The organism is Stenotrophomonas sp. UBA7606 (assembly GCF_002477705.1).
Taxonomy (GTDB): Bacteria; Pseudomonadota; Gammaproteobacteria; order Xanthomonadales; family Xanthomonadaceae; genus Stenotrophomonas.
Map to the genome: position 1 here is coordinate 76919 of NZ_DLJW01000126.1, position 24650 is coordinate 101568.

At 64.9% G+C, this 24650-nt stretch carries 34 protein-coding genes; 15 read left to right on the forward strand and 19 right to left on the reverse strand.

Going from position 1 to position 24650, the window contains the following annotated elements; translation table 11 throughout:
- Positions 1–19: 19 nt before the first annotated feature.
- From B2527_RS16715 to B2527_RS19620, 18 genes are all read right to left on the reverse strand, one after another.
- Positions 20–466 carry a hypothetical protein gene (locus B2527_RS16715; RefSeq protein WP_293716304.1) on the reverse strand — a complete coding sequence of 149 codons (447 nt, stop codon included), beginning with the start codon at positions 464–466 and terminating at the stop codon, positions 20–22.
- A complete protein-coding gene (locus B2527_RS16720; protein ID WP_293716307.1) occupies positions 459–782 on the reverse strand; it encodes a head-tail joining protein in 324 nt (107 codons plus the stop codon). Before B2527_RS16720 ends, B2527_RS16715 begins: the two co-directional genes overlap by 8 nt.
- Positions 779–1546: a hypothetical protein gene (locus tag B2527_RS16725; protein WP_293716310.1), complete on the reverse strand. Its 768-nt coding sequence runs from the start codon at positions 1544–1546 to the stop codon at positions 779–781. Before B2527_RS16725 ends, B2527_RS16720 begins: the two co-directional genes overlap by 4 nt.
- Complete coding sequence (locus B2527_RS16730) at positions 1543–2037, reverse strand: lysis system i-spanin subunit Rz (RefSeq protein ID WP_293716313.1); 495 nt, start codon at positions 2035–2037, stop codon at positions 1543–1545. The genes B2527_RS16725 and B2527_RS16730 overlap by 4 nt, the downstream gene beginning before the upstream one ends.
- A complete protein-coding gene (locus tag B2527_RS16735) occupies positions 2034–2642 on the reverse strand; it encodes a glycoside hydrolase family protein (RefSeq protein WP_293716316.1) in 609 nt (202 codons plus the stop codon). The genes B2527_RS16730 and B2527_RS16735 overlap by 4 nt, the downstream gene beginning before the upstream one ends.
- Positions 2635–2877, reverse strand: a complete 243-nt coding sequence (locus B2527_RS16740) for a holin (RefSeq protein WP_293716319.1) — start codon at positions 2875–2877, stop codon at positions 2635–2637. The genes B2527_RS16735 and B2527_RS16740 overlap by 8 nt, the downstream gene beginning before the upstream one ends.
- A gap of 104 nt (positions 2878–2981) precedes the next feature.
- Positions 2982–3335: a DUF2190 family protein gene (locus tag B2527_RS16745; RefSeq protein ID WP_293716322.1), complete on the reverse strand. Its 354-nt coding sequence runs from the start codon at positions 3333–3335 to the stop codon at positions 2982–2984.
- 71 nt (positions 3336–3406) lie between these two features.
- Positions 3407–5641, reverse strand: coding sequence for a ClpP-like prohead protease/major capsid protein fusion protein (locus tag B2527_RS16750; RefSeq protein WP_293716325.1), 2235 nt, complete (start codon positions 5639–5641; stop codon positions 3407–3409).
- Positions 5638–7230, reverse strand: a complete 1593-nt coding sequence (locus B2527_RS16755) for a phage portal protein (RefSeq protein ID WP_293716328.1) — start codon at positions 7228–7230, stop codon at positions 5638–5640. The genes B2527_RS16750 and B2527_RS16755 overlap by 4 nt, the downstream gene beginning before the upstream one ends.
- The gene (locus tag B2527_RS16760; protein ID WP_293716331.1) at positions 7223–7444 is read right to left on the reverse strand and encodes a hypothetical protein; all 222 of its coding nucleotides are present in this window, start codon (positions 7442–7444) and stop codon (positions 7223–7225) included. Before B2527_RS16760 ends, B2527_RS16755 begins: the two co-directional genes overlap by 8 nt.
- Before the next feature lie 56 nt (positions 7445–7500).
- Positions 7501–7812 carry a hypothetical protein gene (locus tag B2527_RS16765; RefSeq protein ID WP_293716334.1) on the reverse strand — a complete coding sequence of 104 codons (312 nt, stop codon included), beginning with the start codon at positions 7810–7812 and terminating at the stop codon, positions 7501–7503.
- 8 nt (positions 7813–7820) lie between these two features.
- A complete protein-coding gene (locus tag B2527_RS16770; protein ID WP_293716337.1) occupies positions 7821–9752 on the reverse strand; it encodes a phage terminase large subunit family protein in 1932 nt (643 codons plus the stop codon).
- The gene (locus B2527_RS16775; protein ID WP_293716340.1) at positions 9749–10348 is read right to left on the reverse strand and encodes a hypothetical protein; all 600 of its coding nucleotides are present in this window, start codon (positions 10346–10348) and stop codon (positions 9749–9751) included. Before B2527_RS16775 ends, B2527_RS16770 begins: the two co-directional genes overlap by 4 nt.
- Positions 10349–10682: 334 nt before the next feature.
- A complete protein-coding gene (locus B2527_RS16780; protein WP_293716343.1) occupies positions 10683–13103 on the reverse strand; it encodes a DUF5906 domain-containing protein in 2421 nt (806 codons plus the stop codon).
- Between the two features lie 391 nt (positions 13104–13494).
- The gene (locus B2527_RS16785) at positions 13495–13944 is read right to left on the reverse strand and encodes a phage regulatory CII family protein (RefSeq protein ID WP_293716346.1); all 450 of its coding nucleotides are present in this window, start codon (positions 13942–13944) and stop codon (positions 13495–13497) included.
- Entirely contained in the window at positions 13941–14189 is a 249-nt protein-coding gene (locus B2527_RS16790) for a hypothetical protein (protein ID WP_293716349.1), read from the reverse strand. Before B2527_RS16790 ends, B2527_RS16785 begins: the two co-directional genes overlap by 4 nt.
- A 1-nt stretch (position 14190) precedes the next feature.
- Positions 14191–14367 (reverse strand): hypothetical protein, encoded by a 177-nt coding sequence (locus B2527_RS16795; protein ID WP_293716352.1) that lies wholly within the window; start codon positions 14365–14367, stop codon positions 14191–14193.
- A complete protein-coding gene (locus tag B2527_RS19620; protein ID WP_414717122.1) occupies positions 14368–14583 on the reverse strand; it encodes a helix-turn-helix domain-containing protein in 216 nt (71 codons plus the stop codon).
- Between the two features lie 92 nt (positions 14584–14675).
- On the opposite strand from B2527_RS19620, the gene B2527_RS16800 reads away from it, so the two are divergent.
- The gene (locus B2527_RS16800; protein WP_293716354.1) at positions 14676–15347 is read left to right on the forward strand and encodes a LexA family protein; all 672 of its coding nucleotides are present in this window, start codon (positions 14676–14678) and stop codon (positions 15345–15347) included.
- A gap of 32 nt (positions 15348–15379) precedes the next feature.
- Here the strand turns inward: B2527_RS16800 and B2527_RS16805 are convergent, their stop codons facing one another.
- On the reverse strand, positions 15380–16099 hold the full coding sequence (locus B2527_RS16805; RefSeq protein ID WP_293716357.1) for a hypothetical protein: 720 nt from the start codon (positions 16097–16099) through the stop codon (positions 15380–15382).
- A gap of 286 nt (positions 16100–16385) precedes the next feature.
- Between B2527_RS16805 and B2527_RS16810 the strand changes: the two genes are divergently transcribed.
- From B2527_RS16810 to B2527_RS16875, 14 genes are all read left to right on the forward strand, one after another.
- Positions 16386–16796 (forward strand): DUF1566 domain-containing protein, encoded by a 411-nt coding sequence (locus B2527_RS16810; protein ID WP_293716360.1) that lies wholly within the window; start codon positions 16386–16388, stop codon positions 16794–16796.
- 32 nt (positions 16797–16828) lie between these two features.
- A complete protein-coding gene (locus B2527_RS16815) occupies positions 16829–17062 on the forward strand; it encodes a hypothetical protein (protein ID WP_293716363.1) in 234 nt (77 codons plus the stop codon).
- Positions 17059–17370 (forward strand): hypothetical protein, encoded by a 312-nt coding sequence (locus B2527_RS16820; RefSeq protein ID WP_293716366.1) that lies wholly within the window; start codon positions 17059–17061, stop codon positions 17368–17370. Before B2527_RS16815 ends, B2527_RS16820 begins: the two co-directional genes overlap by 4 nt.
- Positions 17371–18290: 920 nt before the next feature.
- Entirely contained in the window at positions 18291–18590 is a 300-nt protein-coding gene (locus B2527_RS16825; protein ID WP_293716369.1) for a hypothetical protein, read from the forward strand.
- A complete protein-coding gene (locus B2527_RS16830; protein WP_293716372.1) occupies positions 18587–19159 on the forward strand; it encodes a hypothetical protein in 573 nt (190 codons plus the stop codon). The genes B2527_RS16825 and B2527_RS16830 overlap by 4 nt, the downstream gene beginning before the upstream one ends.
- Positions 19160–19326: 167 nt before the next feature.
- Positions 19327–20166 (forward strand): hypothetical protein, encoded by an 840-nt coding sequence (locus tag B2527_RS16835; protein ID WP_293716375.1) that lies wholly within the window; start codon positions 19327–19329, stop codon positions 20164–20166.
- Positions 20163–20723 (forward strand): DUF1566 domain-containing protein, encoded by a 561-nt coding sequence (locus B2527_RS16840; protein WP_293716378.1) that lies wholly within the window; start codon positions 20163–20165, stop codon positions 20721–20723. The genes B2527_RS16835 and B2527_RS16840 overlap by 4 nt, the downstream gene beginning before the upstream one ends.
- A 35-nt stretch (positions 20724–20758) precedes the next feature.
- A complete protein-coding gene (locus tag B2527_RS16845; protein ID WP_293716381.1) occupies positions 20759–21184 on the forward strand; it encodes a DUF1566 domain-containing protein in 426 nt (141 codons plus the stop codon).
- A 24-nt stretch (positions 21185–21208) separates the two neighbouring features.
- Positions 21209–21649, forward strand: a complete 441-nt coding sequence (locus B2527_RS16850; RefSeq protein ID WP_293716384.1) for a four helix bundle protein — start codon at positions 21209–21211, stop codon at positions 21647–21649.
- Entirely contained in the window at positions 21538–22995 is a 1458-nt protein-coding gene (locus B2527_RS16855; RefSeq protein WP_293716387.1) for a reverse transcriptase/maturase family protein, read from the forward strand. The genes B2527_RS16850 and B2527_RS16855 overlap by 112 nt, the downstream gene beginning before the upstream one ends.
- Complete coding sequence (locus tag B2527_RS16860) at positions 22992–23876, forward strand: hypothetical protein (protein WP_293716390.1); 885 nt, start codon at positions 22992–22994, stop codon at positions 23874–23876. The genes B2527_RS16855 and B2527_RS16860 overlap by 4 nt, the downstream gene beginning before the upstream one ends.
- A complete protein-coding gene (locus tag B2527_RS16865; RefSeq protein WP_293716393.1) occupies positions 23873–24097 on the forward strand; it encodes a hypothetical protein in 225 nt (74 codons plus the stop codon). Before B2527_RS16860 ends, B2527_RS16865 begins: the two co-directional genes overlap by 4 nt.
- 64 nt (positions 24098–24161) lie before the next feature.
- Complete coding sequence (locus tag B2527_RS16870; RefSeq protein WP_293716396.1) at positions 24162–24287, forward strand: hypothetical protein; 126 nt, start codon at positions 24162–24164, stop codon at positions 24285–24287.
- Positions 24284–24650, forward strand: a 367-nt coding sequence (locus B2527_RS16875) for a Lar family restriction alleviation protein (protein WP_293716399.1), incomplete at its 3' end; no start/stop codon positions are given. The genes B2527_RS16870 and B2527_RS16875, both read left to right, overlap by 4 nt.

Here is a 24650-nt window from a genome sequence, read left to right on the forward strand (position 1 = left end):
TGATGCCGCGGGGCGGCGGTTAACGGTTCAAGGTGGGAATGCTGGTGGTGTAGCGGATCAGCGCGCCGATCCAGTCGGCACCGGCCGGTGCGCGATGGGGTTCCATCGATTGATAGACGGGCTGGGTGAAGCCGGCCGGCCACGTCGCCTGGCGGCCTTCCATCGCGCGCTCGATGTCTTCGACAACCAGGTCGAGTTCTTCTTCGGCGCTGGTGCCGCCGCGGCGCTTGACGACGATGGTCACGGTGGTCTGCCGGTGGGTGCGCTGCACGGCGGGATCGGCCGGGCGCTCCTGCCGCTCGATATAGACAGCCATGCCGTCATCCACCTGTTCCGGGTCCAGCTGCCCCGGCTCCAGCGTGGCCACCGCGCCGATGGCGGTGTGGTACGGCGCCACGCCGTTGATGCGCAGCAGGTTGGCGCGGAATGCGTCCAGCAGCCGGCGGCGGGGCGTTGGGTCAGCCATTCGGCACCACCAGCCAGCGGGCGAGTGAGGCGTCGTCCTTCAGCTTGTCGGTGAGGCGGTAGGTGTCGCCATCCACGACGACGATGCCACCCTTCACCGGCTCCACTTCTGCCCGCTGGAACGCGACGCTGATTTCACCCAGCGCCACCGGCATGCCGTCCTCGCCCCACACCTGCGTGCCGCGATCGACCATGACGCTGCACGCAATGGCCACGCCGCCCGGTGCGGTGTACTGCGCAGAATCGGCCATGCCGGCGGCCATGAAGCTGCCGATGGCGGCCTGGTCGAACGCCTGCAGGAAGGCTTTCTGGCTCATGATCGCCCCCGGTACTTGGACGACTCCAGCGCCTTTTGCAGCTCGCGGTTGAAGTAAAACGGCATCAGCTTGTCCCACTCGCGCTGGGCGAGCGCAAAGATGTTGTAGCGCGGCTTGTAGTTCGCTTGACGGGTGAAAATGAAGACGCTGCGCACGGCGGAACCGAAGCCGAAATCGATACGCTCGTAGATGCCGGGCAGCAGCCGGCCGCGCTTCTGCTGCAACGCGAAGTACTCTCCACCGCGCCGGCGCTTGCCGCGGCGGCGCGCTGCGCTCACATCAGTCTGGTTCTGATACTTGTCCTGCCGTGCACCAAGCTGCGACAGAATCTTGCTCACCTGCCCAACCTTGACGTTGCCGAAGCGATCCAGCGGCGCACCCTTGCCGGCCACGGCGAACATGCCGGCCGGCATTGCGCCCTTCTGCTGCAGCAGCACTTCGAAGCCCTTCTTGCGGCGCTGGCCACCCTCAACCTGCGGCGCCAGGTACTTGGCCGGAGGAGTGCCGTTGGAGGCCTCATCTCGCAGGAATACCTCGGCATACAGCTTCTGCCGCGTCGCCTTTTTGTACTGCGCGGCGCGCTGCGTCATGGCCGTGGGCCGATCGAACACGCGCGGCGCGGTGCGCGCCCAGGTCTGGCGGATCTCGAACGCGGTGGCGTTGCAGGCCTGCATGACTGCGAAGCCAAGGTTCTGCCGCTCCAGCTCGGTGAACTGGCGCCCCAGCATGTTGTCCGCGTCAACGGCGATGCGAACAAAGCTCACTGGCCACCTCCACTGCACACGCGGGCGAAGGCCTGCAGGCCTTTCACTTGCGCGTCGCAGGCGGCGGCGGCACCAACAATTCGACCCGCACTTTCGATTCGGTCTGCGGCGGCACCATCAGCGAGGGCGCTGGCCGAGGCGGCTGCGGACAGTTCGCCGGTGGCGATGGCTGCCTGCCAGCGGACGTGCAGGCGCTGGTTGCCAGCGCGCAGGTCAGCCACAAGGCGATCAGAAGCGGCTTGCGCATCGGCTTTGTCCTTTTCGTATTGAGCGGCCACGGCGCTGGCCTTGGCCGCGTTGGCGCGCTCGGTGGTGATGACGGCCTGCGCCTGGGCAAGCTCAGCGCGGGCGCTGTCGCGCTCGCCCTCTGCAACGTCACGTGCGGCGGCGGCGTTGTCCGCAGCACGGTGCGCGATCGACACACTGCCGCGCTGCCAGACGACAACCGCGAGCAGGATCAGGATCAGCGCGGCGAGGATGCGGGTGATCATTGCGCCACCTGCTCGGCCAGGCATTTGGCATGGCGCTGTTGTTGACGGGTCCACACGCCCTTACAGCCCTTCGGGCCCCAGTTCTGCGGGAGCGAGCAATCGCGGCCGTCCTGCTTCTTCCACAGCAGCAGCGAATCGCAGGCGGCGCGGTACAGGCCCGGCAGCTGCGCGGGGGTGGCGGTGGTGGTTTCCAGCAGGCGGCGACGCATGGAGCTGCTGCGCCAGTTGCCGATGCCGAATTGGCCGGTGAAATCCACGTACAGGTCGTACTCGCCCTGGGTGAGAGCCACACCGGGGAGCGATGCGCGGAACCGCGCTTCTTCCTCGCTGTGCAGGTTGCGGGCGAGCTGCTGCGCACGGGCGCGGGTGATGGGCGCATCGGTCATGCGGACCGGCGTTCCATCTTCATAGCGGGTGGAGCCGTGGCCGATGGTGGGTACGTCGCCCTTGGTCGGGATGTACGGCTTGTGCACCACCTCCCCATCCGCACGCACGGCCGTGGGGCCGTCGCCTTCCTTGACGACCCAGCTGGCGAACGCTGCCGCACTCAGCCCCAGGCCAAGAACGGCGATGCGGACCGGGGAGACGGCGCTGCGATCAGACATGGTGATCGGTCTCCCACTTCAGCCGCGCCATTTCGGCGGCGTGCCGCTGGGCGGCGCGGCGATCCTCGCGGTGCTTGTAGAACAGGGTGATGGCGATGCCCGTCAGGCCAATGCCGACGCCGGCGAAGGCGGCGATGTCGTTCGCCGTCAGCCCGAACAACACGGCGCCGGCACTGCCGCCGTAGGTGGAAACCTTGGCGACGGTGGCTGCTACGTTGTGCGTGGTGTTTGCCATGTCGGTCAGCTCGGCCAGCCTCACGGTTGTTCCCCCTGGGATTGATTGGAAGCCCCACCACCGCACACGCCACCCGGGCATCTGCGTGCGGTGGTGGGCGTGGATCAGGCCTTGATGGCGCCGACTCCGGGCAACAGCTTGGCCACCACGGTGGTGACGCCGTTGCCGGCGGCAGCAATGGCGACGGCGCAGTTCTCGAGGTCACCGGTGGCGCTGGCTGCGACGATGAACTCGCCCGCGGAGGCATCCCAATGCAGCTTGGCGCCGGCGGTGATGACCGCGGTGCTCAGCTTTGGGAAAGTGAAGGCGCCTTCGATTTGCGCGGCGACCAGCTCGCCGGACGCGGCGCTGGTGACCGGCACGGCCAGCAGGGCGCCGAGAATGAAGGGCACGCCGCTGGTGACGGCGGCCGGCGCGGGAACCTGGATGGTGTCGCCGCTGGAATGAGCGTTGTTCATGGGGTTGACCTCAGAAGAAGGGGAAGTGGTTCCGCACTACGGGGTACAGGCATGCCTGCACCCCGCGCCGATCACGCCAGGCCGGCGTTCATGTAGAAGCCGCGGTGGTCGATGGCCTTGGCGCCGAAGACGTGGCGGCACTTGACCTGCACGCCATCGACTTCGAAGCCCTGCTTCGTTTCGGTGAACACGCCTTCGTGGCCTTCCAGGTAGGCGTACTCGATGGTGTCGATGACGCCCGGCGAGGCGGCGCCGAACCATGCGGTGGCGCTGCCGTCTTCCAGACGCGGCTCCACGATGGGGGTGAGCGTCACGCCGGTGACGTTCAGGTCCACGCCCTTGGCAGCGACGATGGCGGCGTTGGTGGCCTTGAGCGCCACTTCCTCCAGCGACGGCGGCACGATCAGGAACTGCGGGTTGACCGTGATATAGCGGCCCTCGATACCCTTCTGCAGCCGCATCGCCTTGCGCATGGCGGACAGCGGGTTGGCCTTGCTCGGGTCCAGCGCATCGGCCAGCTTGGCGGCGGTGCCCAGGTTGCCGTGGCTGGCGTGGAACAGGGCGACGCCATCGGCCATTGCCGGGTTGTTGCTGAGGATGGCGTAGACCAGATCGGATTCCAGATCCGAGGCGCTGGCGCCGAATGCGAACGGGATGCGGCTCAGTGCGTCCAGGTCGTCGTTGACGATGGTTTCCCACGTCAGCGCGACGATGCGGCCGTACTTGTGCACGCGGTACTTTTCAGCACCATCGCCGATGCTGCCCTGCTCGTACTCACCGCCTTCCACCACACGCTTCAGCGAGGGCGCGCCGCCCAGCTGCGCGCGGCTGATTTCCTTGAAGTCCGGCAAGGTGGCCTGGCGCGAGAACGGCAGGAAGGTGCGCGGGGCGGCATCGTAGCCGGCGCGCAGACTGCGGTTTACGGTGTTGCCGAGGATGGCCGGGAAATCGCTGGTGGACTGCAGCGCCTTGACCGCGATTTCCTGCTTGGACATGCCGCGGGTGCGGTGGCCGGCGCGCTCGACGGAATCGCGCGCCATGTCCATCAGGTCCATGCCACGGAACTGGGCGGCTGCGCCTTCCAGCTTGTGCGCGGACGGGTTGGCACGATGCAGCAGCGCGTTGAATGCGCCCTCACGGTAGGTGACGGTTTCGTCCTGCGTGAGCGAGCCGGTGGGCGCAGCGGCCGGGGCGCCAGCGGCGCTGGGCGTGGCCGGGGTGGCGCTGCCAAGGAAGGCGAGCAGCTTTGCGCCGGCCTGCTCGGCGGTCATGTCGGTGTCGTCTTCGCACGACTGGCGCAGGGTGGCCAGCGCGGCCTGGTCCAGATCGGTACGCGATTCGAACGTGACGAACTGCGCACGGATGGTATCGCGGCGGGCGGCCAGTGCCTGCTTCTGTTCGTTGGTGAGCGCGGTGGGCATGGTGGTGTCTCCGGTGGGATTACCGGCATCCGCCGGCGGGGTGGGCTCGGCCAAAGCGGCCGGCGGATTCGGTGCGAGCGCGGCCGCCGCCGCGGAGCTGGCAGACGGGAAGCGCGTGCGCATTGCGGCGGCGATGGCCATGCCAGCGTGCTGCGGCGAGGCGCCACGCGCGGTGACGCGCTGGGCGACGATGGCGGCGAAGGCGCGGGCCTGCTCATCGGCGGCGCCGTCTTCGGCGGCGTCTTCATCCACGGCATCGGCAAAGCCTTCGGCCACAGCCTCGGCGCCGGTGTAGTAGTGATCGGCACCGTCCTGCAGCAGGCCCAGGATGTCGGCGCGGCTCTTGCCGGACTTGACGACGTAGGCGTCAGCCATGCCCTCGGCGAAGGTATCCAGCACGTCGGCGTACTGGCGCAGCTCTTTCGCGTTGCCGGCGATGCCGCCCCACGGGGCGTGGATCATGAGGATAGAGGTGGCCGGCATGTGCACGGTGTCGCCGGCCATGGCGATCAGCGAGGCGCTGGACATGGCCACGCCGTCGACGGTTACGGCCTTGGTGGCGCCGTGGCGCTTGAGCGCGTTGTAGATGGCCAGGCCATCGGCCACACTGCCGCCGTAGCTGTTGATGCGCACGTTGATAGTGGCGACGGTGGCCGGCAGCTCGTTGAGCTGCAGCACGACGGATTGCGCGGTGACGGAATCGCCCCACCAGCTTTCGCCAATGTCGCCGTAGATCAGCAGCTCATAGGCGTCGTCGGCGCCGGCCAGCGGCTGCAGTCGCATGAGCGGCTCGATATGCGGGCGCTCGGTGGTGCCACGCGGCGAAGCCTGCGGAACCATTGCGAGCGAGGCCATTACCACAGCAGCCAACAGGGTGGGCTTCATGCGTTGTCTCCAGTGTGGGGGGCGCGGGCACGGGGGGCGCGCTGGCGCGGGGGCGTCTTTTCGTCTTCGGGATCGGGCGACGGCTCTGCAGGCGCGGCGGCGGCCGCATCGAGCGAGAAACCGAGCTCAGCAGCGAGGAACCGCTCGCGGGCGATCTCTTCGAAGACGTCCTGCATGCGGCCACCGCGCTCGGCGATGGCTTGGGTGATGGACTGCACGCGGGCTTCGGCCAGCAGCTTGATGCCGTTGGCTTCCTTCACCGGATCGATCCACGGCATCTTCGGGCCGCGGAACACGGCCTGGGCGACGGTTTCCGGGCGGATGCCGGCGGGAACGCGCAACTTGCCCGAGGCGATGGACAGCGCGACGAAGCGCTCCCAGATCGGCTGGACGAAGCGGGCGACGAACTGGCCGGTCATCATCCGGTAGCCGTCGTAGCTCTCCACCAGCTCCTGGCGCTGGGCGCTGTAGGTGCCGTCGTAGTCGCCGGAAAGGCTGGAGTAGCTCAGGCCAATGGCGCGCGACACGGCGCGCATCATGGCCATGCGGAACTGCTCCAGAATGGTGTTCGGGCGGTTCGGGTTGACCATCTCGATGGATTCGCCCGGCAGCGTCTCGGTGAAGATGGCGCCGGCTTCCAGCAGGAAATCGCGCTCTGCCGGGTTGACCGCGGTGCCGTCATCGGCCAGCGGCTGATACTCCATGTCCTTGTCGCGCTTGATGTACGCGGCGATGCGCGCAGCAATGCGGGCAGCGATGCGCTCGGACTCTTCGTAGTCCTTGATGTCGATCAGGCGATCGATGGCGCTGGCGAACAGGCTGATGCCGCGCAGGCCGGAAAGGCGCTTGCGCACGGCCAGGTGCAGGAAGCGATCTGCCGGCACGGACTTGAGGTTGTCCTCGCCCACCCAGCCGCCGTTGCCGGGGTGATTCTTGTAGACCCAGTAGTTCAGCGGCTGGCCCCAGCCGTTGCGCTCGATACCAGCGCTGATGCGCTTTTCGGCGTCATCGTAATCCAGTGGCACCACGTCCGCCTCGAGCAGCTCAATGGAGAGCGGCACGCTGCTGGCGTGCTTGATGAAGCTGCCGGTGCCTTCCACCAGCTGGGTGAACTGCTCGCCATCGCGAAGCCAGCTGCGGCAGGCCAGCTCCTGGCACTGCGCCCAGTTGAGCGTGCGGGTGACCTCCGGCGAGACGACCCACTGCCGCCACAGATCAAGCAACTGGCGGGCGAAGTCGTCATCGATGCTGTCGTAGTCGTTGCCCGGCGAACTTTTGCGCGGGGTCGGCTCGATGCTGATACCGGCCGGGCCGATGATGTTGCGCACCAGCGTGGTGATGGCGCCATCGACCAGGTCGTAGTTGCGTTCGAGGTCGCGGACGGTGGCGCGGACGGTGGCCGCATCACGCACCACCAGGCGGTCGCCGGTGGAGTTGTCGCGGCTCTTCTTGCGGCGTTTGGTGGAGCGGCCGCCCTCGTACAGGGCAAGCACAGAACGCGCGAACATGCGCTGCTGCGCGGCCTTCGGCGAGAACACGGCGATACCGCGATCCAGCAGGTTCATGCGGACGCCGGCGCGCTCAGTCATTGAACACCGCCGTGCGGTAACGCAGGCTGCTGACGCCGCTGCGCTTGCCCTGCTCTGCCGCCAGCTTGCCTTCAAGCGCAGTGATGGCCTTGCGGATTTCCGCGAGTTCGGCTTCCTGTCGCTGGCGAATGTCCAGCCGCCAGCTCAGGCCCGCCGTGAGGATTCGCACCTCGGCGGCGTAGTAAGCGTCCAGACGTTGCTGCGTAGTCGACATGGACACGCAAGATATAGATGGATTCGTCCACGGTCGTGGAAAACCGTGGACTTTCTTCAGGCGCGGCGCTGCAGCTTGCTCGGGTGATACTTGTACGCGGCCGCGCGGCTGCAACCATGGGCTCGCATGATCTCTTGCAACGGCTTGCCCCGGCGCCAGTCCTCGGTGATGGCATCGCCATCGATTGCAGCTTTAGCACGGTAGCTGACGCGCTTGCCTGCGAGGATTTCCAGCTGCACCCCAACGAGCGTATCGGCCAGCTGCAGCGCTGCGTGGGCCGGAATTCCGGGCTCTGCGATGCGGATGGAGGCGGCGTAGCTTTCGCGGATCTGGTCCACGAGTTCATCCACTTTGACGTCGTCGGCCATTCTGTTCTTCACTCCGAATCGACCCAGCCGCTGCGGCGGCGGGCGGGCTTTGGTGTTTCACGGGAATCTACGGGGCGAGCGCTGCTGCCATTTGCTGGACGTGATGTTTCACGGGAATCCACGGCCGCTGCGGCAGCGACGGATAGCCGGGCCTCCAGCGCATCCCAGTCAGCGCGGGTGTAGCGATGTAGGCGCAGCTCCGGGTGATGGGCGGCTGCGTAGGCGTAGACCCACGTATCCAGCGGCTCGTTGCGCTGCACCTTCTTCTCGAACCGGTTCTTGACCGGGTTGTAGATTTCCGAGACGAGGCCGGGGAAGAACTCTGCCGGCAGCTCATCGGAGAAGTGCACTAGCCTGGCATCCACCTGCTTCTCGGCATCGGCGCCGAGGCGGCTGTAGAGGTAGTGCTTCGCGGCAACGGTGCCGACGTGGTACACGGTGATGCCCCGCTTGTCGGTGCGGCCGCGCCAGGTGACGTCCACCAGCTTGCCCTTGGAGAGCAGCGGCGCGTTGTTTGGCACGGCACCGAAGATGCACATGGGCCGGGTGATCAGGCGGCTGCGGACGTAGTGCTTGACGGCCTCGGTGCGGTGACCGCCGGCGTCGATGGCGCTTGCCATTGGCCGCAGGAGCACGCCGTCCACTCGCTCGATGGGCCGGTTGAGCAGATCGGTGAGTGAGAGCCACACGGCTTCTTCCGCGGGATCGCCCGGCAGCTCGATGTAGTCCAGCGTCCAGGCCGCCATGCCGCGCCCCCAACCGATGATGTGCACGGCCAGACGGTTGTCCTGCGTATCGACGCCGACAGTGATGGCCAGCACGCTGATTGGCGCGGCGCGCAGCTTGTAGGGCTCCGCCCGATCGGCAACGAGGGAGTGCTTCACCGAGCGCATGGCCGGGTCTTCCCAGGTCTCGGCGAGGCGGTCGTTGATGAAGGTCTTGAGGGCGGCCGGATCGTTCTGTACGTCGCGCCACATCTCTGCCAGCTCCGCCCAGCGCGGGCCCAGGCCGAACTGGTAGTACAGGCAATTGATGGTGTAGCCGCGGATGGGTGAATCGGGGTTCTCCGGTACCCAGCGGCCGGCAGCGATCATGTCGGTCTTGTGGTGCTCATCGATCGAGGCGCCACACTCGCAGCAGGCGTACCACGCTTCCTTGCCATCCGATGACCACACCAGCCCGCCCCACTGCAGGGCCTGGTAGTGCCCGCAGTGTGGGCACGGGACGTGGTAGCGCCGGCGGTCGCTCTTTTCGTACAGCTGGTTGATCCGGCTGAGCCCGGCAATGGTGGGCGTGCTGATATAGAGCCGCTTGTACGTGCTGGGGAAAGCACTGGTTCGGCCGTCCAGCATCTTGACCGGGTCGTCGCCGGTGCTCAGCGCTTGGGCGAACTCGTCCAGCTCGTCGGCGATGACATAGCGCGCGGTGGTCGACTTCAGGCGTTGCGGGCTGCCGGCATGCTCAACGTACAGCTGACCGCCTGCGAAATCCTTGAAGGTGCGCTGGTTGGCGCTGTCGCGGCTGGCGGTGCTGCTGAGCGCTTTGCGCACCGCCGGAACCACTTCGATCATCGGATTGAGCTTCTGGGCGATCCACTTGTTCTGGCTCACCTCGCCCGGCAGCGCGTACATGATGGGCGCCGGGGCATAGTCCATCCAGTACGCGAGCGCGTTGGTGGCCAGCTGGCTTTTGCCGAACTGGATGGGAAACTGGCAGACCATGCTCTTGACCGGGCTGCGCGCGGACATGCAGTCCATCGGCTCACGCAGCGGCGGGTTGTTGGCGGTGTGCCACTTGCCGGCCTTGCTGCTGCCTTTCGACGACAGGCGCATGTGCTCATCGCACCACTGCGAGACGCTCATCGGACGCCGCGGCAGAAAGGCGCGGGCGAGCACGTTGCCGATGGATTCCGAAGAGCTAGCCAGCCCGATGTAACTCACGCCGCCACCTCACCCGCCTGGGCGACCTCGCGGAAGGCGCGACTCAGCTCTTCAAGGCTGTGGCTGACCTCGTTCCACACCAACTCGCGGCAGCGTGCTTCATCGCCAGTGGCGGCCAGCTGCGGCGCCAGGGTATCGGCCATGCGCTCCAGCTCGGCGCGCAGGGCACCGGCCGCCTGGCCTAGGACCGCTTCGACATCCCGCCGGTCCAGCAGCAGGCCCAGGCTGATATCCAGATCGCGCTGGGCGGCTTTGGCGTCCACCTCGGCTTTGTCGGCCAAGGCGCGGGCTCGGCGGACCTGAGAACCGCCAGCAGGCGGTTCTGCCGCGGGGTCGTCGCCAACATCGTCCACGTCATCGGACTGATACTGCGCCGCCTGTGCACCACTACGGGCCACGGCGTGCCGCTGGGCCACTGCCAGGTGGGCGGGGCTACGCGTCTCACGGTAGAGCGCTAGGGATGGCTCCAGCAGGTAGCCCTTGCCGCCCTCGGCCGGCACGACACGACCCTCCCGCTTGAGCTGGACGATGTAGGAAGGGCGGCAGCCAATGTGCGCCGCGAGCTCTTTTCCAGTAACCAGGGTTCCAGCACTCATGCTGCCAATCCCTCCCTCTTCATTTCTTTCGACAGGCCGTAGGCAGGAAAGAACACGCGCGCGAGCGGACGTGCGGTGTGTGCGGCCTGACGTGCGGGCAGCGAATAGCCCGAAAGCGTTGCGGCAGTAGCGACGTGCGGGACGTGCGGGACGTGCGGGAACGTATACGTGCGAGGCTGTGCAGATTCGATACATGCAAAACACACCTTTCCTGCGTCGTGCGCACGCCCGCATGAGAGGTCCTGCCCGCACGTCCCGCACACGCATACTGCTGCAAGCGTTTCAGCCCGCACATTTGCCCGCACATCGGCCCGCACGTCCCGCACATCGCCGGTCATGAGCGCGCCCCCCGGTAGTCGTTGAGCTGGGAACGAAACAGAACTACCTGCTCACCGAGGAACGCCGTCTCCGTCTGGCCGTCCTTTGGTTTGCAGTTTCCGATCAGCAGGAAGCCGTGTGGGCCTTCCGTCTCCGTCGCAAGCAAATACCGCTTGCGGGCCCGGTCCGGATGGGTGACGTCCCGCTTTCGTACCAGCGCGTTGATGAATTTGTGCGACGGAGCCGGGTTCTTGATGCCCTCTTTCGAGCACCAAAGCTTGTAGGCCTCGTACCACTCTTTACTCAATGCTGGCCGCGGCTTGAGGCCGGGGATGTCGTTGCCGAGCAGCTGGTCGAAGAAGCGCTCAGGACTGTCCACACTCAGGCCGATGAGCTCACGCTTGGCATCGGTCATCGGCGGGTGGCTGCCATTCGTGAAGTCGCCCAGGTCGAGGCTGAGCAGGTAGTGATGCAGCGCGGCCGTGCCGCCTCCTGCAATCTCCGCCATGACATCTCCGTAGAAGCTGGCGGGCAGTTTCACCGGGGTCCAGATGACGGCATGTCGCCGGTCATCCTCTTCCAGCACGACCGGCATGGCCTCGTTGCTGAGGAACACCATGTTGGCGTGGTTATCCTCTTCGTAGGCCTGGATGTTCTTCGGGTTGATGCGGATACGGTCGCCGGTGATCAGCGCCTTGAGCTTGTTCTTGAGGTGATAGACCTCGGTGCGCGCCACCACTTCGTCGGCAAGCAGGAACAGCTTGCGGCTGGCCCAGTCGTTGAACTTGTCTTCCAGAGCGCTCTGGTCCAGCACGCGGCCGTACTCGCCGTAGAGCTTCATGTACTCATCGAAGAACATGTTCTTGCCGGTGCCCTGCGGCCCGTGGATCACGATCGTCGATTTCATCTTGGCGCCCGGATACTGCAGCGGGTAAGCCAGCCAGCATAGTACCCATTCGTACAGGGCGCGCTGGTTCGATTCATTGCCGCACATGTGCCACAGAAGCTGCAGCAGCTTGTCGCAGGTTCCCTGCTTCGGCTCGGTTGGCCAGCCGCCGAACAGGTTGCAGGTGACGCCAGGCTTGGAGCGCGACGGGTCGAAGTCGACCTCCTGCACACGAACCGTCTTTCGGGCCGGGCTCTCCATCCATGCGCGGTGGAGCTCACGGCGCAGGCACAGGTCGCGCATATCGGACAGCGACAGCAGCATGTGCTCCTGCCGGTCGAACACGGTACCGCCCTGCGCATAGACCAGCGCATAGCGCTCGTGCAGGTGTTCGATAGTGCCGATGGGTTGGAGATTCGCTTTCCCCGCGCCCCCGGCGGTGGTGGTTGAAGCGCGCGGAATTTCCGCCGGTGAACGCCACGAAAGCTCCGTGATGCGGGCTTCAATCTGCGATCGCACGACGTGCAGGCCTTCGGCGGCGTGCAGGTCGTTGAAATCGGTGATCTTGTTGCCAGCGTCGACGAATCGCGAGCGACGTCCCGGCTCATCCGTAAACACTGGCAGGATGGTGGCGCCGTGTGCCGCCAGCGCCGCCGCGTCGGCCCCGAGCAGCCCCGCGTTCTTGGCCTTGTGCTCCTCGCCGCACGTCGGGCACGTGACGGGGTGATCCGACAGCACCAGGCGCTCTTTGCAACTGGTGCACTTCTGCAACGTGTCATCGTCCGCGCACACCAGCAGCTTGATGCCGCGATAGTGCTTGGCCAACGCCGATGCCACCGGCAGCAGGTTGCCAGCGTCGAATGCCACAACGACGGGATATCCGGTAGCCATATGAAGGCTTGCAGCGGTGGCATAGCCTTCGGCCAGCAGCAGGATCCACTGCGGCGTCCCGCCGATCAGGTGGAAGTGCCCCTTCTTCACCAGCCCTGGCGGGAAGAACTCTTTCGAAGGCTTGTTCGCGGCTTTTGCCTGGGCGGCGCTGCGCAGGATCTGCAGGCCGTGGACAGTGCCGTGGGTGTCCAGCAGCGGAAGCACGGCGGCGCCGGTCTTGCCATAGCGAACGCCGAAGCCCTGCACGCCTTTGCTGTGCAGATAGTCGGCTTCGCCATGCTCGCTCGCCTTGCCCCACATGCGAGTGGCCATCGCTGCGGCGCGCTCTGCTTGCCGGCGGCGCTCAGCCTCGGCACGCTTGCGATCTTCTGCCAGCCGACGCTTCAGCGCCTCGCGTTGTTCCGCGGTGAATGCCTGGTCGCGCTTCCGCAGCTCGATTTTCTGCGCGCCGTTCTCGTTGCCCTGCCACGAACCGTAGGTGCCGACGATCAGCTGGTCGCCGTTGTCGCAGTTCAGGGTGTGCAGCACGTACCAGCCGCGCTTCTCGCGCCCACCGCCTTCAGTTCGAACGCGCACCATTTTGCCTGTGGGTTCGAGCGACGTGACGAGAAGTCCGGCGGACTGCAGCTGCGACAGGGCGTCGTCATAGTTGACCGCCATATTCAGTAACTTCCCCGGCCGCTATCTACACAGGAATCGGGGTCCGAATTACCCGCAACCGGGGTACCTAGGGAGGACCCATCTACCGGCGAACCTGAACGAGCCGCGCTGCCGCCCGCGCCTACTGAACCAACCGCCCGCGCTTCAGCATCCGCTGCCACTCGGGGGGACGGGGCGCACACCAGCGACAACACGCCCTGTGCAGTACACCTTGCTTCGTCCAGCGAGCGCAGCCGCTCACGTTCTGCCAAGGCATCATCGCCGACCAAGGCAGGCACTGCATCGGTCAGTGCCAGTGCGGCCGCCTGCATTGCCAGTACCCCTGCAGCGCTCAGCGGCTTGCGCCTGCGCTTTCGTGATACCTGGGGCGAGCGGTAGATAGCCACGGCCATCACCGCTCCACCATCCCGCCCAATCGCTGCAGCAGTGCAGCGATGCGGGCCATGGCGGCCTGCCCACAGTCATGGATGGTTGCCAGCTCTGCCGGTGTCAGCTCACCGTCTGCCAGGGCGCGATGGATGGAACCGAACAGGTCGCCCTGGGATCCACCTACTGCTGCCACCAGCTCCAGCACCGCCATGTCACTTGCGTGCCGGTCATCGTCTCCGGGCGCTGCCAGCACGATATGGCCGCATTCCTGTGCGAATGCCTGCAGGATGCGCACATCGCCGGTAAGCCCGGTGATGCGCACCGCCTCCTTCAATGTCAGGTGATGCGTGCCAGCATTCGGGTTCACCTTGCTCCGCAGCACCGCAGCACCAATCCCGGCGCGTGGGCCAAGGCTCTCACTACCACCGGGGTAGTCGTGAACTACGGCATGTGCCGCGTCGTCAACGTTCATGCAGCCACCAGGCGAACGTGTTTTTTGAAGAGGGCACCGCCCAACATCGCGGCATGACCAACCGCCCAGCCCCGCTGCGCTTCACCACGCTCCGCCGGTTCCACTTGCACACCGGTCCGGGTGCCATCGTCGCGGTCTTCTTTGAGCCGGCCAATACCGCCCGCGATCAGAAGACCGATGCCAATTCCCAGCAGCAGGGTGGCCAACGCAAACCGCAGGGTCTTCGCAGTGTCTAAGCGGCGCATATCAGCGCACCTCGCACAGATGCAGCGGGCGGCCGGCGGCGGCGCGCTGCTGGATAAGGGAGGACCACTGGTCAGCCGTGAGGCACAGAACCCCTTCGGGCTCGCTCAACAGCACGGGCTCATCAACGAGCAGACCAATCTCGCCATTGGAAAGGGCACCCTCAATCGCGATCAGCATTCAGGCCACCTCATCAGTAGGTGCAGCATCGCCGTACAGGACATCCAAAACCGTCAGACCAAGCACCTTGGCAACTGTCGGCGCGATATCGGGCGGTACTGGATGCTGCCCCCGCTCCCACTTCGCAACTGTGGCCTGATCACGGCCAACCCGGGCAGCTACCTCTGCCTGAGTGAGCCCCTGTTTCTTTCGCGCTGGACGAAGGTGACTATGCATGGGGCGCCAATATGCGCCTAGAACATATTTGCCGTCAAGCCCATGATATGCGCGGGGTTCATATGCGCATGACTCAGCCCCATGATTCGGCCATGGAACACAGAAAAGCCCTCGGCAGAGCCATACGCTACTTCCGCAAGCGCCAAGGCCTCGGCCAAGAGCAACTGGCGGAGGCCACTGAAATAGATCAGGGCGCCATCTCGCGGATTGAGAATGGCCGCCAGGGTGTGACCGATGCGCAGATGATTGCCATCGCCAAGGTGCTCGACATCCATGTTTCAGAGCTATGGGCAGCCACGGAGGCCGACGACGACGCCGGCATGAGCCAGAGTGCACCTGCCATCGCAGCGAACGCGCGCATGGTGCCGCTGCTGGGTTGGGTGCAGGCAGGCTCGTGGACCGATCCCCAAGCGGGGGACGGCCACGTGGAGGCCAGTGACTTCGTAACGACCTCTACGCGGGTAAGTCGACGCAGCTTTGCCCTTTCGGTCAAGGGCGAGTCCATGCTAAATCCGCGCGGCGAACCGTCATTCCCGCCTGGCACGCGCATCATTGTGGATCCAGAACGCCCCGCCTCAAGCGGCGATTTGGTCATCGCTCAGATCGATGGAGAGGCCGAGACGACGTTCAAGCGCCTGGTTGTCGATGGCGGCCAGCAATTCCTTGTGCCGCTCAATCCGCAGTATCCAACCCTGCCGATTGACCGCACCACCCGCATCTGCGGCGTCGTTACCAGCATTGCGGAAAAGCCGCTCACTGATTGAGTGGCTTCTGCCGACAAGAAAGCGAATGAACGTCAGTCCCGGCAGAATCGCTTCCAGACTTCCCGCACGCCACCCTCCACCTGCTCGTCCAGCGCTATCACGCTACCAGCCGCAACAAAACGCTGATAGCCGCTCATTCCGCCGAAGCTGTTCCGGGAATTGACCTCGCCGCAGACCACTGGAGCGCCGCTACCGTGGTACGTCCGGGCGTTTCTGAAAACTGCCGAGTCAGGGTCTTTCAACTGCTCGCGCACACGGTCCTGCATGTGGATGGACCATTGCTCATCCTGCTCCCGCCTTTCAGCCGACTCACGCGCCAACTGTGCAGCTGCAGCGCGCACACTTGGATCTGACGACAACTCTGCATCCGTGTAATCGATACGGTTCATTGAATCGTCGCAGTAAACGAACGTCGTGATGGTTTCTCGCGTACTTCGGTCAACGCTGATTTCAGCGGTGGTTACCTTCCCGCAACCAGGCTCTTTCAGCGCAGCATGGGCAGCCGATTCACGCAAGGCCTGTAGCTCCGCCCACCTCTCGCCAACCTTCGACGCGAGCTTTGGGTACTTCCCCTTCTCATACGCCACAAACACGTCAGCAGCAATCCGCTGTCTATCATCCGCTGCCGGCGTAGCCGCAACCGATGATGGCCTCGCGTTGTCGCCATCCACTCTATCCATGGCGCGCGACACGAGAAACCAAAAAGTGGCGACCGCCACGAGCACAAAAACCCCTGCGACCACCAGCGTCATGGCGGTTCTCAAGCTGGCCTTGGATCCATTCACGGCGACGCTCCATTCCCCTGTGGCATCAGCCTAACCACAACAGAACCTGACCGGACCATCACCGGGCACATACTTACCGAAGCAATATGCGCTTGACACATATGCGGCCAGCGCATACAAATACACCTGCCGGCCCTCCAAGCCGGCGGGCGACCGGCGGGTCGCCACCCTGCCGGCCCCTCCCCTGACCGGCAGCAGGCCACTCCACAGGCCGCAATGACCCGCCGGCGCCCTCCTTCTTCCGGAGAGCGCCATGAAAGCCGAGCAGTCCCGCTACACCCAGACCCACGACGCCGCCGGCGTCCTCCTGACCGTCATCGACAGCACGACGGGGCTGGAATGGACGGCGAAGCCGCTGTCCGACAACTACATCACCCACCAAGCCGCAACTGACGCAGCGACCGGCTGCCGCGTGGGCGGCCACGAAGACTGGACCCTGCCGAGCCGTCAACAACTGCTCACGCTGGTCGATCTGGGCCGCTACAACCCTGCGATCGACACCGACGCATTCCCTGACTTTCCGTCCCGTTGGTTCTGGACGAGCGACCTGTGCGCCTGGTCCTCGGCGTCCGCGTGGCTCGTCAATGTCGACGGCGGGAGCGTCGACGGCGGCCACCGCAGCTACGACGGGTTCGCGTTGGCCGTGCGTCGTGCCGGTCAGTAATTGGCCTCTTTGATGCCCTGAAGGAGCCGGACATGCCCAACCGCCATGCCATCGACGCCAGCTCGGCACGTTTGCAACTGCCGCTGTTGGCCATCCACTGCATCCTGGGCGTTGCCGCCCGTGAACACTCACGCGCCAACCTACTGCGGCAACGCAGCGCGGGCGAACACAGCCGAAACCAGAAGCGGCGCAGCCGCCGCATGGGCGTCGCCAGCCGCATTGCTGAAGCCGTCTCACGCGAAATGGTCGCGGAGGTGCGCACGTGAGCTCCGCCCAGCGCATCACAGTCCCAGGCAATGCCGCAAACGCGAGAGTGACATTGATCTTCTCGCCACCTGCGTGCGTAACCATCACCGCAAGCAGCCGCGATGCGCACGTGGCATTTGCGACTGGAGACCTGACCGAACTGCGCGTCCGGAACAGCTTTGCATCCCCCCTGATCTGGCTGGGTTCCGCAGCTTTCAGCGTTACCCCTGGCGGTTTCACTCAGATCCAGAACTGGATCGACGGTTTGCTAGGCCAAACCACCACGCTTGTGCCTGCGCCAATCTCCGCCGAGGCGATCTGCGCATGAGCAAGTACCCCGCAGAAGAGTTCTTCCCAACCGGGAAAGGGAACGAAACCTTGGTTCTGTTGGCCTGCGCCGGCTTTCTGTGGGCGGGCCGATACGCGAACTCAACTAAAGGTCCGCCCCACCAAATCGCAGTAACCACGACTCGCAGGGTTACCACGAAGAACGGCGCCCTGCTGCTTGGCCGCAACACGTTTCACCTAGATCCGCGCGCAATGCAGCGCGCCTGCCGCTGGCTGAGTCGCCAGGGAATCACCGTTCGGGAGCATCGTGCATGAACAACTCCGTCATTGATTTCAGCTCCATTCGCCGGGGTGCAGCCCTAGTCCGCGAAGTGGCAGCAAAGCGAGGCTACAGCCGACTCACGCAGATCCAGCTGGCACGCACATTCCGCCCCGCCCCCAACACCCCGCTGCGCGTGCAGGCATCACAGCACGTGCCTTTTGGCCACGAATCAGCCACCGCCGGCGGTGCCGCATGAAGCAGCAGGATCAACCGAAGTACCGAGATCCGGAAGGGAGAGATTCACCGCTAGCCATGGTCATCGTGGTCCTGATCAATCTCATTGTGATCGGACTGGTGATTGCGCCCCTCGTCGCCGCCCATCGGGGGTGCTGAGCATGCTACAGACCTCCCGCCCACTGCCGCCGGACGTGCCCTTGTGCGCACCGGGCCACCGCCCGCAGATCGTCGAGACGCACGGCGCGCCAGTTGGCCACGCTATCGGCCAGCCTTGCCCGCCGATGTACCACATCGAATGTCACGCCTGCGGTGTAGCCACCGAACCTCACACGAACTTCGCTCTTGCCGAGGCGCGCTGGACTGACGAGCACGCGCGTAAGCGCATACCCATCTCCCTGCTGCCGCGTGCCAAGGAGCAGGCCTTTGCAGCGCTCCAGCGCTGCGCGTAAAGAGACCCGCCCATGTACCTACAGCCTCTGGCAAAACAAGCCCTTCTCGCAGCACATGCGGCGCAAGGCATGCGCCTACATAAGACCCGCGGCGGCTTCGCCGGAATCCCGGCACAGGTCAACACGAGCAGCCGCGTCAGCATGCAGGTTTTTACCATCCGCCCTATTCGCTGGCTGGATGAAGCATGCCTGGTCTCGCTGGATGACCCCCAGTTTCCGAAGGTCGCCACCCTCAATGCACGCGGTGTAGCTGCCGCCCAGGAGCTGCTTGCAAGGAAATCCCCAACCAGCACTCCGGAGGCCGCCGAGTGATTCATCTGCTTTCCACAATCCTCATCACCAAGATCGCTGGCCGCCGGCCTCCGGACTTTGTCGTCGGTGCCCACGATCCTGCTGGAGCATATCTGCTGCGCTGGTATCTGACGCCGTGGCGCGGCTGGTACCGCCACGTTGATGAAGCGCACCGCACGCGCTGGCAGCGCTTCGCCGTCTGGCTGAGCATGCGTTTGCCGAACGTGTATCTGCACAAGTTTCTGCGCAGCGACGATGATCGCGCCTTACATGATCATCCGTGGGCATGGGCCTCGCTGCTGCTGCGCGGCAGTTACGTGGAACACACAATCAACAGCGGAGGGGTTCACAAGCGCACCACGCGCGCCCCTGGCAGCCTGAAGCTGTGTGGACCCCGGGCCGCTCACCGCGTCGAGTTGGTCAGCACAACAGGCGCCGCCGCATCGCCCTGCTGGACCTTGTTCGCCACCACACCAATTCTACGCGAGTGGGGCTTCCACTGCCCGCTGCGCGGCTGGGTGCACTGGCGTGATTTCACTGCCTCAGCGGAAGGCCGCCGCGGCGAAATCGGCAAGGGCTGCGACGCATGACGGCGCTGAAACTTACCCCGGCCGACGTGCGCGGAAGCAACAACAGGTCCGCTGCAGTGCGAGCCGTTATACGTTCTAACGGGCCGAGCACTCTCAATGAGATTTGCATCGCCCTTGGCATCAGCGATAGCTACACACGGTGCGCAATCCGCTCAACGCTCCGTGCGATGAAACAGGACCAGGTTGTCGCCTGCACCGATGGGGCAAAACCTCATCGCTGGAGCGTCTTGCGTGAGCCGCAGGAGCGCAACTTCCTCAATCCGCCGAAACCCCGCGACCAGGTGTGGGCAGAGAAGGCCGCTGCGGCCTACAAGAATGCAGAAGCGGCCTATCTGCAGTGGCGCGCTGACACCGCCCACGACAAGCGACCCATTGCGCAACGTGTCCGAGAGATAGCAAAGCAACTTGGCGAAGCCACTGCAGATCAGATCTATACAGCCCTCGGTCTCACACCAGAGGTGGGCCGGGTGCGCATGTACTCGATCATCCACTGCCTGGCCCGCGATGGAATGCTGGAGCGGATCCCCGGCCGCCCCCTGCGCTATCGCTGGCTGAGGGACCCCAGCCCGAGCAGCAGGCCGCAGCGTCGCAGCGGCGGCGCCGACAGCGCCCGCAGAACCGCGAAGCTCCAGCGGGAAGCCGAGAAGGAAGCCGCGCGCCAACAACGAGCGGCAGAGCGCAAGGAGGCCATGGCGCAACGCGCTGCCATGCGGGCCCAAGAGCGGGACCAACGTGTAGCTGAGCGCACTCGTCGGGCGCGGAAAAGGGCAGAACAACTCGCCCAGAAACAAGGTGCCCACATCGCACGTCTGGCAGCTGCCACGGCTCGCCTGGCCGAAATAACAGTTCCTGCGCCAAAGCCTACTGCCATGTCCAGCGAAACCGTCGATCAATGGATCGCACGTACAGGCAAGCAGCCAGAGATTCTTCCCAACAAATTCGACGATCCCATCACCAGCTTCCCTCGCCGCCGGCCCATCTTCAATCCGAAAGGACACACCGCATGACACACCTCCATTTCAACATCGGCACCCTCAATGTCCACGGGCTGGTGCCTAGTGAATTTCGCATCGCCGAGATAACCGGGGGCATAGCTGAGCGCTCCAACGCAGATGCACCGGTGCTCGCAGGCTTTACCAAAGTCCTCGCAGACGGCACTCACCTACCGGCTGGGAGCTCCCTCACGAACCACGTGGCCGTCATCGACCACAGCACCGGTCTAATGTGGTCTGTCGAGTCGCTGGGCAGCACGGAAGACGCCAACGACGGCATGACCCAGGAAGCATGCGAAGCCCGCTGCCGAGAGCTGACCCTGCTTGGCACCAACGACTGGCGCCTTCCGACCCGTGCAGAGCTTGCCGCCCTGATCGATGACACCCGCCACGAACCGGCCATCGACACCTCGCTGTTCCCCCGCGTCAAACCCCGCTGGCACTGGACGAGCACGCCTTGCGCCTGGTCCTCGGCGTCCGCGTGGCTCGTCTATTTCGGCTACGGGGACGTCGGCGACGACCACCGCGGCTACAACGGGTTCGCGTTGGCCGTGCGTCGTGCCGGTCAGTAATTGGCTTTTTTGATCATCACCAGGAGCACTACCGAATGAGCAACATCAAGTTCATCAAGATCGGCGCCGACGGCCAGCAACTGCCCAACGATGCCACCGACTGGGTCGCCGTCGAACTGCCGGAGCATGGTCTGACCTTCACCGCCACCAGCATCGTCGAGTCGGACGTGCCGCAGGAGAAGTGCGAGGCCGCTGCCAAGGCCCTGACGCTTGCGGGCCACAGCGATTGGGATCTGCCCACCATCGACGAGCTGTCACTGCTTGTGGACCGCTCGCGCTATGAGCCCGCTATCAACACCGACTTCTTCCAGGACATCCAGAGCGATTGGTACTGGAGCAAGACTCCGGCCGCCTGGTCCTCGGCGTCCGCGTGGCTCGTCTTTTTCAACGACGGAAACGTCTACTACCTCCACCGCGACAGCGTCGGGTTCGCGTTGGCCGTGCGTCGTGCCGGTCAGTGATTTGACTCTTTGCTGAGCTGACCGATGACATCCCGCTTCCAGCCCCCGCCCATTATCAAAGCCGCAGAGCGTCTTCTGGACGAGATCGAAAAGGCCGTGCGCCAGTTCCCGCGCTACCACCGCTATGCGGTGGGCGCGGATCTGCGCCGGCAGGCCATGGCCGTCAACATCAATGCAAACCGGGCATGGCGAGACCGCGAGCATCAGGCCGCGCTGGTGGGACAGCTGGTGTGGGATGTCGATGCACTCAAGCAATACCTGCAGGCGGCAATGCGGTTGCGAGCCTTCAACAGCTTCCGCCGCTTCGAAATGCTGGCGCGCCTGGCTCACGAGCTGGGCGCCCAGGCCGGCGGGTGGAACCGCCGGTTCAGCACTCCCAATGCCCAGAATGCGCGAGCCAATGGCGTAGCGCAGCGTGGCGAGAAACTGAGTACCCGTACCGCCCTTGCGGGGGCCAACTCATGACGAAGCAGCGCTATCCGCATCCGGGCTGCGCTGCCTGGTCGCAAGTGTATGGGGAGGCGGCCGCCTGGTCCTCGGCGTCCGCGTGGAACGTCAATTTCAACAACGGAAACGTCAACAACAACCACCGCAACAACAACGGGTTCGCGTTGGCCGTGCGTCGTGCCGGTGAGTTTCAGGGAGAGGTAAGCCTGCAGGAGTTGTATCAGGCATGGCGGCGGGCACGCCGCCAGAAGGTTCCGAGCTTCAACCAGCTGCGTTTCGACTATCGCTGGGCGGATGGGCTGCTGCAGATCCAGCGTGAGCTGCAGGCTGGCACCTGGCAGCCTCGCCCGTCCACCTGCTTCATCGCGACCCGCCCGAAGGCCCGCGAGATCCATGCACCGGATTTCGCAGATCGCGTCGTGCACCACTGGCTGGTGCCGCAGCTGGAGGCGATCTGGGAGAAGATGTTCATCCACGACAGCTACGCGAACCGGAAAGGCCGTGGCAGCCATGCAGCCGTGCGCCGGGCCCAGGAGTTCACCCGGCAGGTTCACAGCGGCCAGGGTGGCGGCTGGTATCTGCAGCTGGACGTTGCCAACTTCTTCAACAGCATCCACCGCCCTACGCTGTGTCAGATGCTGCGCAAGCGCCTGGCCGCACGCAAGGTGCCAGCCCGCGTCCAGCAGGCCACCCACGCGCTGCTGCGGCGCTCTCCGCTGCATGCAGGCGTGCAGTGTCGGGCAACTGCTGCCGAAGTGGCGCAGGTTCCACCACACAAGCGGCTCGCCAACGCCCCGGCCGGGCGCGGCCTGCCGATCGGCAACCTGTCCAGCCAGTTCTTCGCCAACGTCTACCTGGACGCCCTAGACCAGTTCGTGAAGCACCAGCTCAAGGCCAAGCGCTACCTGCGCTATGTCGATGACTTCGTGCTGTTCCACCACGACCGCGAGCAGCTGGAGGCCTGGCGCGATCAGATCGAGGCGTTCCTCCACCAGAGACTGGGGCTGCGGCTGAAAGCCGAGCAAAAGCTGTGCCGGCTGACCGACGGCTTGGACTTCCTGGGCTACGTGATCTACCCAACCCACACCCTTGCTCGCCGGCGCGTCGTTGCCCACCTGCAGCAGGCCTTGGCCGAGTGGGAAGGAAAGCACGTGCAAGGCGACACCGTGCGGGCTACCCCGGCGGACCTGCGGCACATCGCCGCCCGGGTTTCCAGCTTCGGCGGCCATCTTCGCCACGCAAAGGCGCACCGCCTCATGGCTGGTGTGCACACCCGATATCCCTGGCTGCGCACCGCAGCTCAACCCCGCAAGTTCTCCGCCCGCCACGAAGGCCGGCGCGTCATGCTGAGGATCACGAAATGACCAACAAGAACGCAGAAAGCACCCAGTCGGCCGCAGCGCAGGAGGCGGTGGCGTACTGGCTGGCCGTAGACGATGACGGCTGTGTCCAGTTCGGAATGTCCGCAGACGACGGGAATGCTGGCGAGGCTTCCCGCGATCAGGTCAACGACTGGATCAATAGCGAACTCAACGTAGAAGGCCCGCTCCATCTTGTTGGCGCCTATGCAGCCGCCCCCGTCGCCGCAGCGCCGGTTGATGGGCCGAGCATTGAATCTGCGCATGCGATGGGTGCGAAAGGTGCCCCGGCCAATGATGCAGAGCGGCTTGCGTTCGAGGCATGGATGCGCGGTCACTGCTGGGCGTTGTGTGCGACGTGGGACGGCGCTGGCTACCGGAGCGATGCCGAGCAGGGTGGCGGTTACTGCCCTAACGCTGCGCGCACTCGGATGCTTTGGGCCGCTTGGCGCGACCGCGCCGCACTTGCAAGCACCCCCGCAGCGCCGGGGATCGACCTGCATGCCCCTTGCACCGAAGCTGTGTACGCGCTGGCTCGCAAGTTGCTGTGGATCGCCTACGTTTGGAACGACCACAACTTCGATCATCCGTACCAGATCGCCCGGAAGTTGGCGCAGGAGTTCGGCATCGAATCGTTCGATCAGGCCAATGCGTGGCTGACCGAGCAGGCCAAGCTGATCGACGCCAGCCCCAAGGGCGGCAGCGATTGCGGTCGCGTGCTTGCGATGGCTCGTGATGCGTGGCAAGCAAGCGATGAGGCGCGCATGCTCGCTAACGACCGAAATGGCCTGGTTGGCGGAAAGTACCTGCGCAACCGGCTTGAAGTCGCGTTCTGTGCCGGCTTCGACGCCGCAATGCAGGCCACCAGCGCCGAGGTGGGGGCGTGAGCGTCGATTTTCCAAGGGCGTGGGAGATCACCCGCAGCGTGGAGCGTGAGTATCACCACAACCGTTGCAGCTACAACACGCACGGAATGCTCTGCGATTGCGACGTCCTCAACAAGAACCCGGAAGTGACGGGGCCAGCCTTCTACGGCGAAGGTGGCCGGATCATCCGAGTTATCGACGAGCAGCCCACCAGCCACGGCGCGGGGGTGAGCGATGAGTGACACATCCCACACGAACGATCCAGTCTGCCCGTACTGTGGGGACGTAAAGCGCAATGCTTGGGAGTTGAATTTCGGCCCCGGCATCGAAGGCGACACCATCGTCACCTGCGGCTCCTGCGGAGAGGAATACCACTGCGAACGCAGCGCGATCATCTACTACACGTCAACCAAGTGCGAGGAAGCGCCATGACCGATGACCAGCAGCGCGCCAGGGAGTTGAAACCGTGCCCGTTCTGTGGGAACGCGATGGCCGAAGAAGAAGATGGTGCCTACCAGAATGACGGATTTGTCGGCCCGCAAACGCCAGTCTGGTTGGTGAGGTGTCCCAACAGCGACTGCAATGCCAGTGTGTCCAGGACCAGCAAGGAATCGGCAATTGCTGCTTGGAACCGTCGCGCCGCCCTGCGCGCCGCGCCGAAGTGGCAACCAATCGAGACTGCGCCGGAAGGCAGGCTGGTGGTCGTTGGCTGGTTGGACACCGAGGACTCGCATTACCCAGAGAACTACGAGTTCGACTATCTGGAGGGTGGACTCTGGGCGAAGCACGAAGATT

Excerpts from the sequence above, each read along its gene's own strand:
- B2527_RS16785 (WP_293716346.1), bottom strand. The coding sequence starts at position 13,944 with ATGAACGTTGACGACGCGGCACATGCCGTAGTTCACGACTACCCCGGT.
- B2527_RS16805 (WP_293716357.1), bottom strand. The coding sequence starts at position 16,099 with ATGACGCTGGTGGTCGCAGGGGTTTTTGTGCTCGTGGCGGTCGCCACT.
- B2527_RS16735 (WP_293716316.1), bottom strand. The coding sequence starts at position 2,642 with ATGTCTGATCGCAGCGCCGTCTCCCCGGTCCGCATCGCCGTTCTTGGC.
- B2527_RS16730 (WP_293716313.1), bottom strand. The coding sequence starts at position 2,037 with ATGATCACCCGCATCCTCGCCGCGCTGATCCTGATCCTGCTCGCGGTT.
- B2527_RS16815 (WP_293716363.1), top strand. The coding sequence starts at position 16,829 with ATGCCCAACCGCCATGCCATCGACGCCAGCTCGGCACGTTTGCAACTG.
- B2527_RS16845 (WP_293716381.1), top strand. The coding sequence starts at position 20,759 with ATGAGCAACATCAAGTTCATCAAGATCGGCGCCGACGGCCAGCAACTG.
- B2527_RS16765 (WP_293716334.1), bottom strand. The coding sequence starts at position 7,812 with ATGGCCGACGACGTCAAAGTGGATGAACTCGTGGACCAGATCCGCGAA.
- B2527_RS19620 (WP_414717122.1), bottom strand. The coding sequence starts at position 14,583 with ATGCATAGTCACCTTCGTCCAGCGCGAAAGAAACAGGGGCTCACTCAG.
- B2527_RS16715 (WP_293716304.1), bottom strand. The coding sequence starts at position 466 with ATGGCTGACCCAACGCCCCGCCGCCGGCTGCTGGACGCATTCCGCGCC.
- B2527_RS16755 (WP_293716328.1), bottom strand. The coding sequence starts at position 7,230 with ATGACTGAGCGCGCCGGCGTCCGCATGAACCTGCTGGATCGCGGTATC.
- B2527_RS16740 (WP_293716319.1), bottom strand. The coding sequence starts at position 2,877 with ATGGCAAACACCACGCACAACGTAGCAGCCACCGTCGCCAAGGTTTCC.
- B2527_RS16790 (WP_293716349.1), bottom strand. The coding sequence starts at position 14,189 with ATGCGCCGCTTAGACACTGCGAAGACCCTGCGGTTTGCGTTGGCCACC.
- B2527_RS16810 (WP_293716360.1), top strand. The coding sequence starts at position 16,386 with ATGAAAGCCGAGCAGTCCCGCTACACCCAGACCCACGACGCCGCCGGC.
- B2527_RS16800 (WP_293716354.1), top strand. The coding sequence starts at position 14,676 with ATGGAACACAGAAAAGCCCTCGGCAGAGCCATACGCTACTTCCGCAAG.
- B2527_RS16750 (WP_293716325.1), bottom strand. The coding sequence starts at position 5,641 with ATGAAGCCCACCCTGTTGGCTGCTGTGGTAATGGCCTCGCTCGCAATG.
- B2527_RS16760 (WP_293716331.1), bottom strand. The coding sequence starts at position 7,444 with ATGTCGACTACGCAGCAACGTCTGGACGCTTACTACGCCGCCGAGGTG.
- B2527_RS16775 (WP_293716340.1), bottom strand. The coding sequence starts at position 10,348 with ATGAGTGCTGGAACCCTGGTTACTGGAAAAGAGCTCGCGGCGCACATT.
- B2527_RS16780 (WP_293716343.1), bottom strand. The coding sequence starts at position 13,103 with ATGGCGGTCAACTATGACGACGCCCTGTCGCAGCTGCAGTCCGCCGGA.
- B2527_RS16860 (WP_293716390.1), top strand. The coding sequence starts at position 22,992 with ATGACCAACAAGAACGCAGAAAGCACCCAGTCGGCCGCAGCGCAGGAG.
- B2527_RS16840 (WP_293716378.1), top strand. The coding sequence starts at position 20,163 with ATGACACACCTCCATTTCAACATCGGCACCCTCAATGTCCACGGGCTG.
- B2527_RS16825 (WP_293716369.1), top strand. The coding sequence starts at position 18,291 with ATGTACCTACAGCCTCTGGCAAAACAAGCCCTTCTCGCAGCACATGCG.
- B2527_RS16835 (WP_293716375.1), top strand. The coding sequence starts at position 19,327 with ATGAAACAGGACCAGGTTGTCGCCTGCACCGATGGGGCAAAACCTCAT.
- B2527_RS16745 (WP_293716322.1), bottom strand. The coding sequence starts at position 3,335 with ATGAACAACGCTCATTCCAGCGGCGACACCATCCAGGTTCCCGCGCCG.
- B2527_RS16720 (WP_293716307.1), bottom strand. The coding sequence starts at position 782 with ATGAGCCAGAAAGCCTTCCTGCAGGCGTTCGACCAGGCCGCCATCGGC.
- B2527_RS16850 (WP_293716384.1), top strand. The coding sequence starts at position 21,209 with ATGACATCCCGCTTCCAGCCCCCGCCCATTATCAAAGCCGCAGAGCGT.
- B2527_RS16795 (WP_293716352.1), bottom strand. The coding sequence starts at position 14,367 with ATGCTGATCGCGATTGAGGGTGCCCTTTCCAATGGCGAGATTGGTCTG.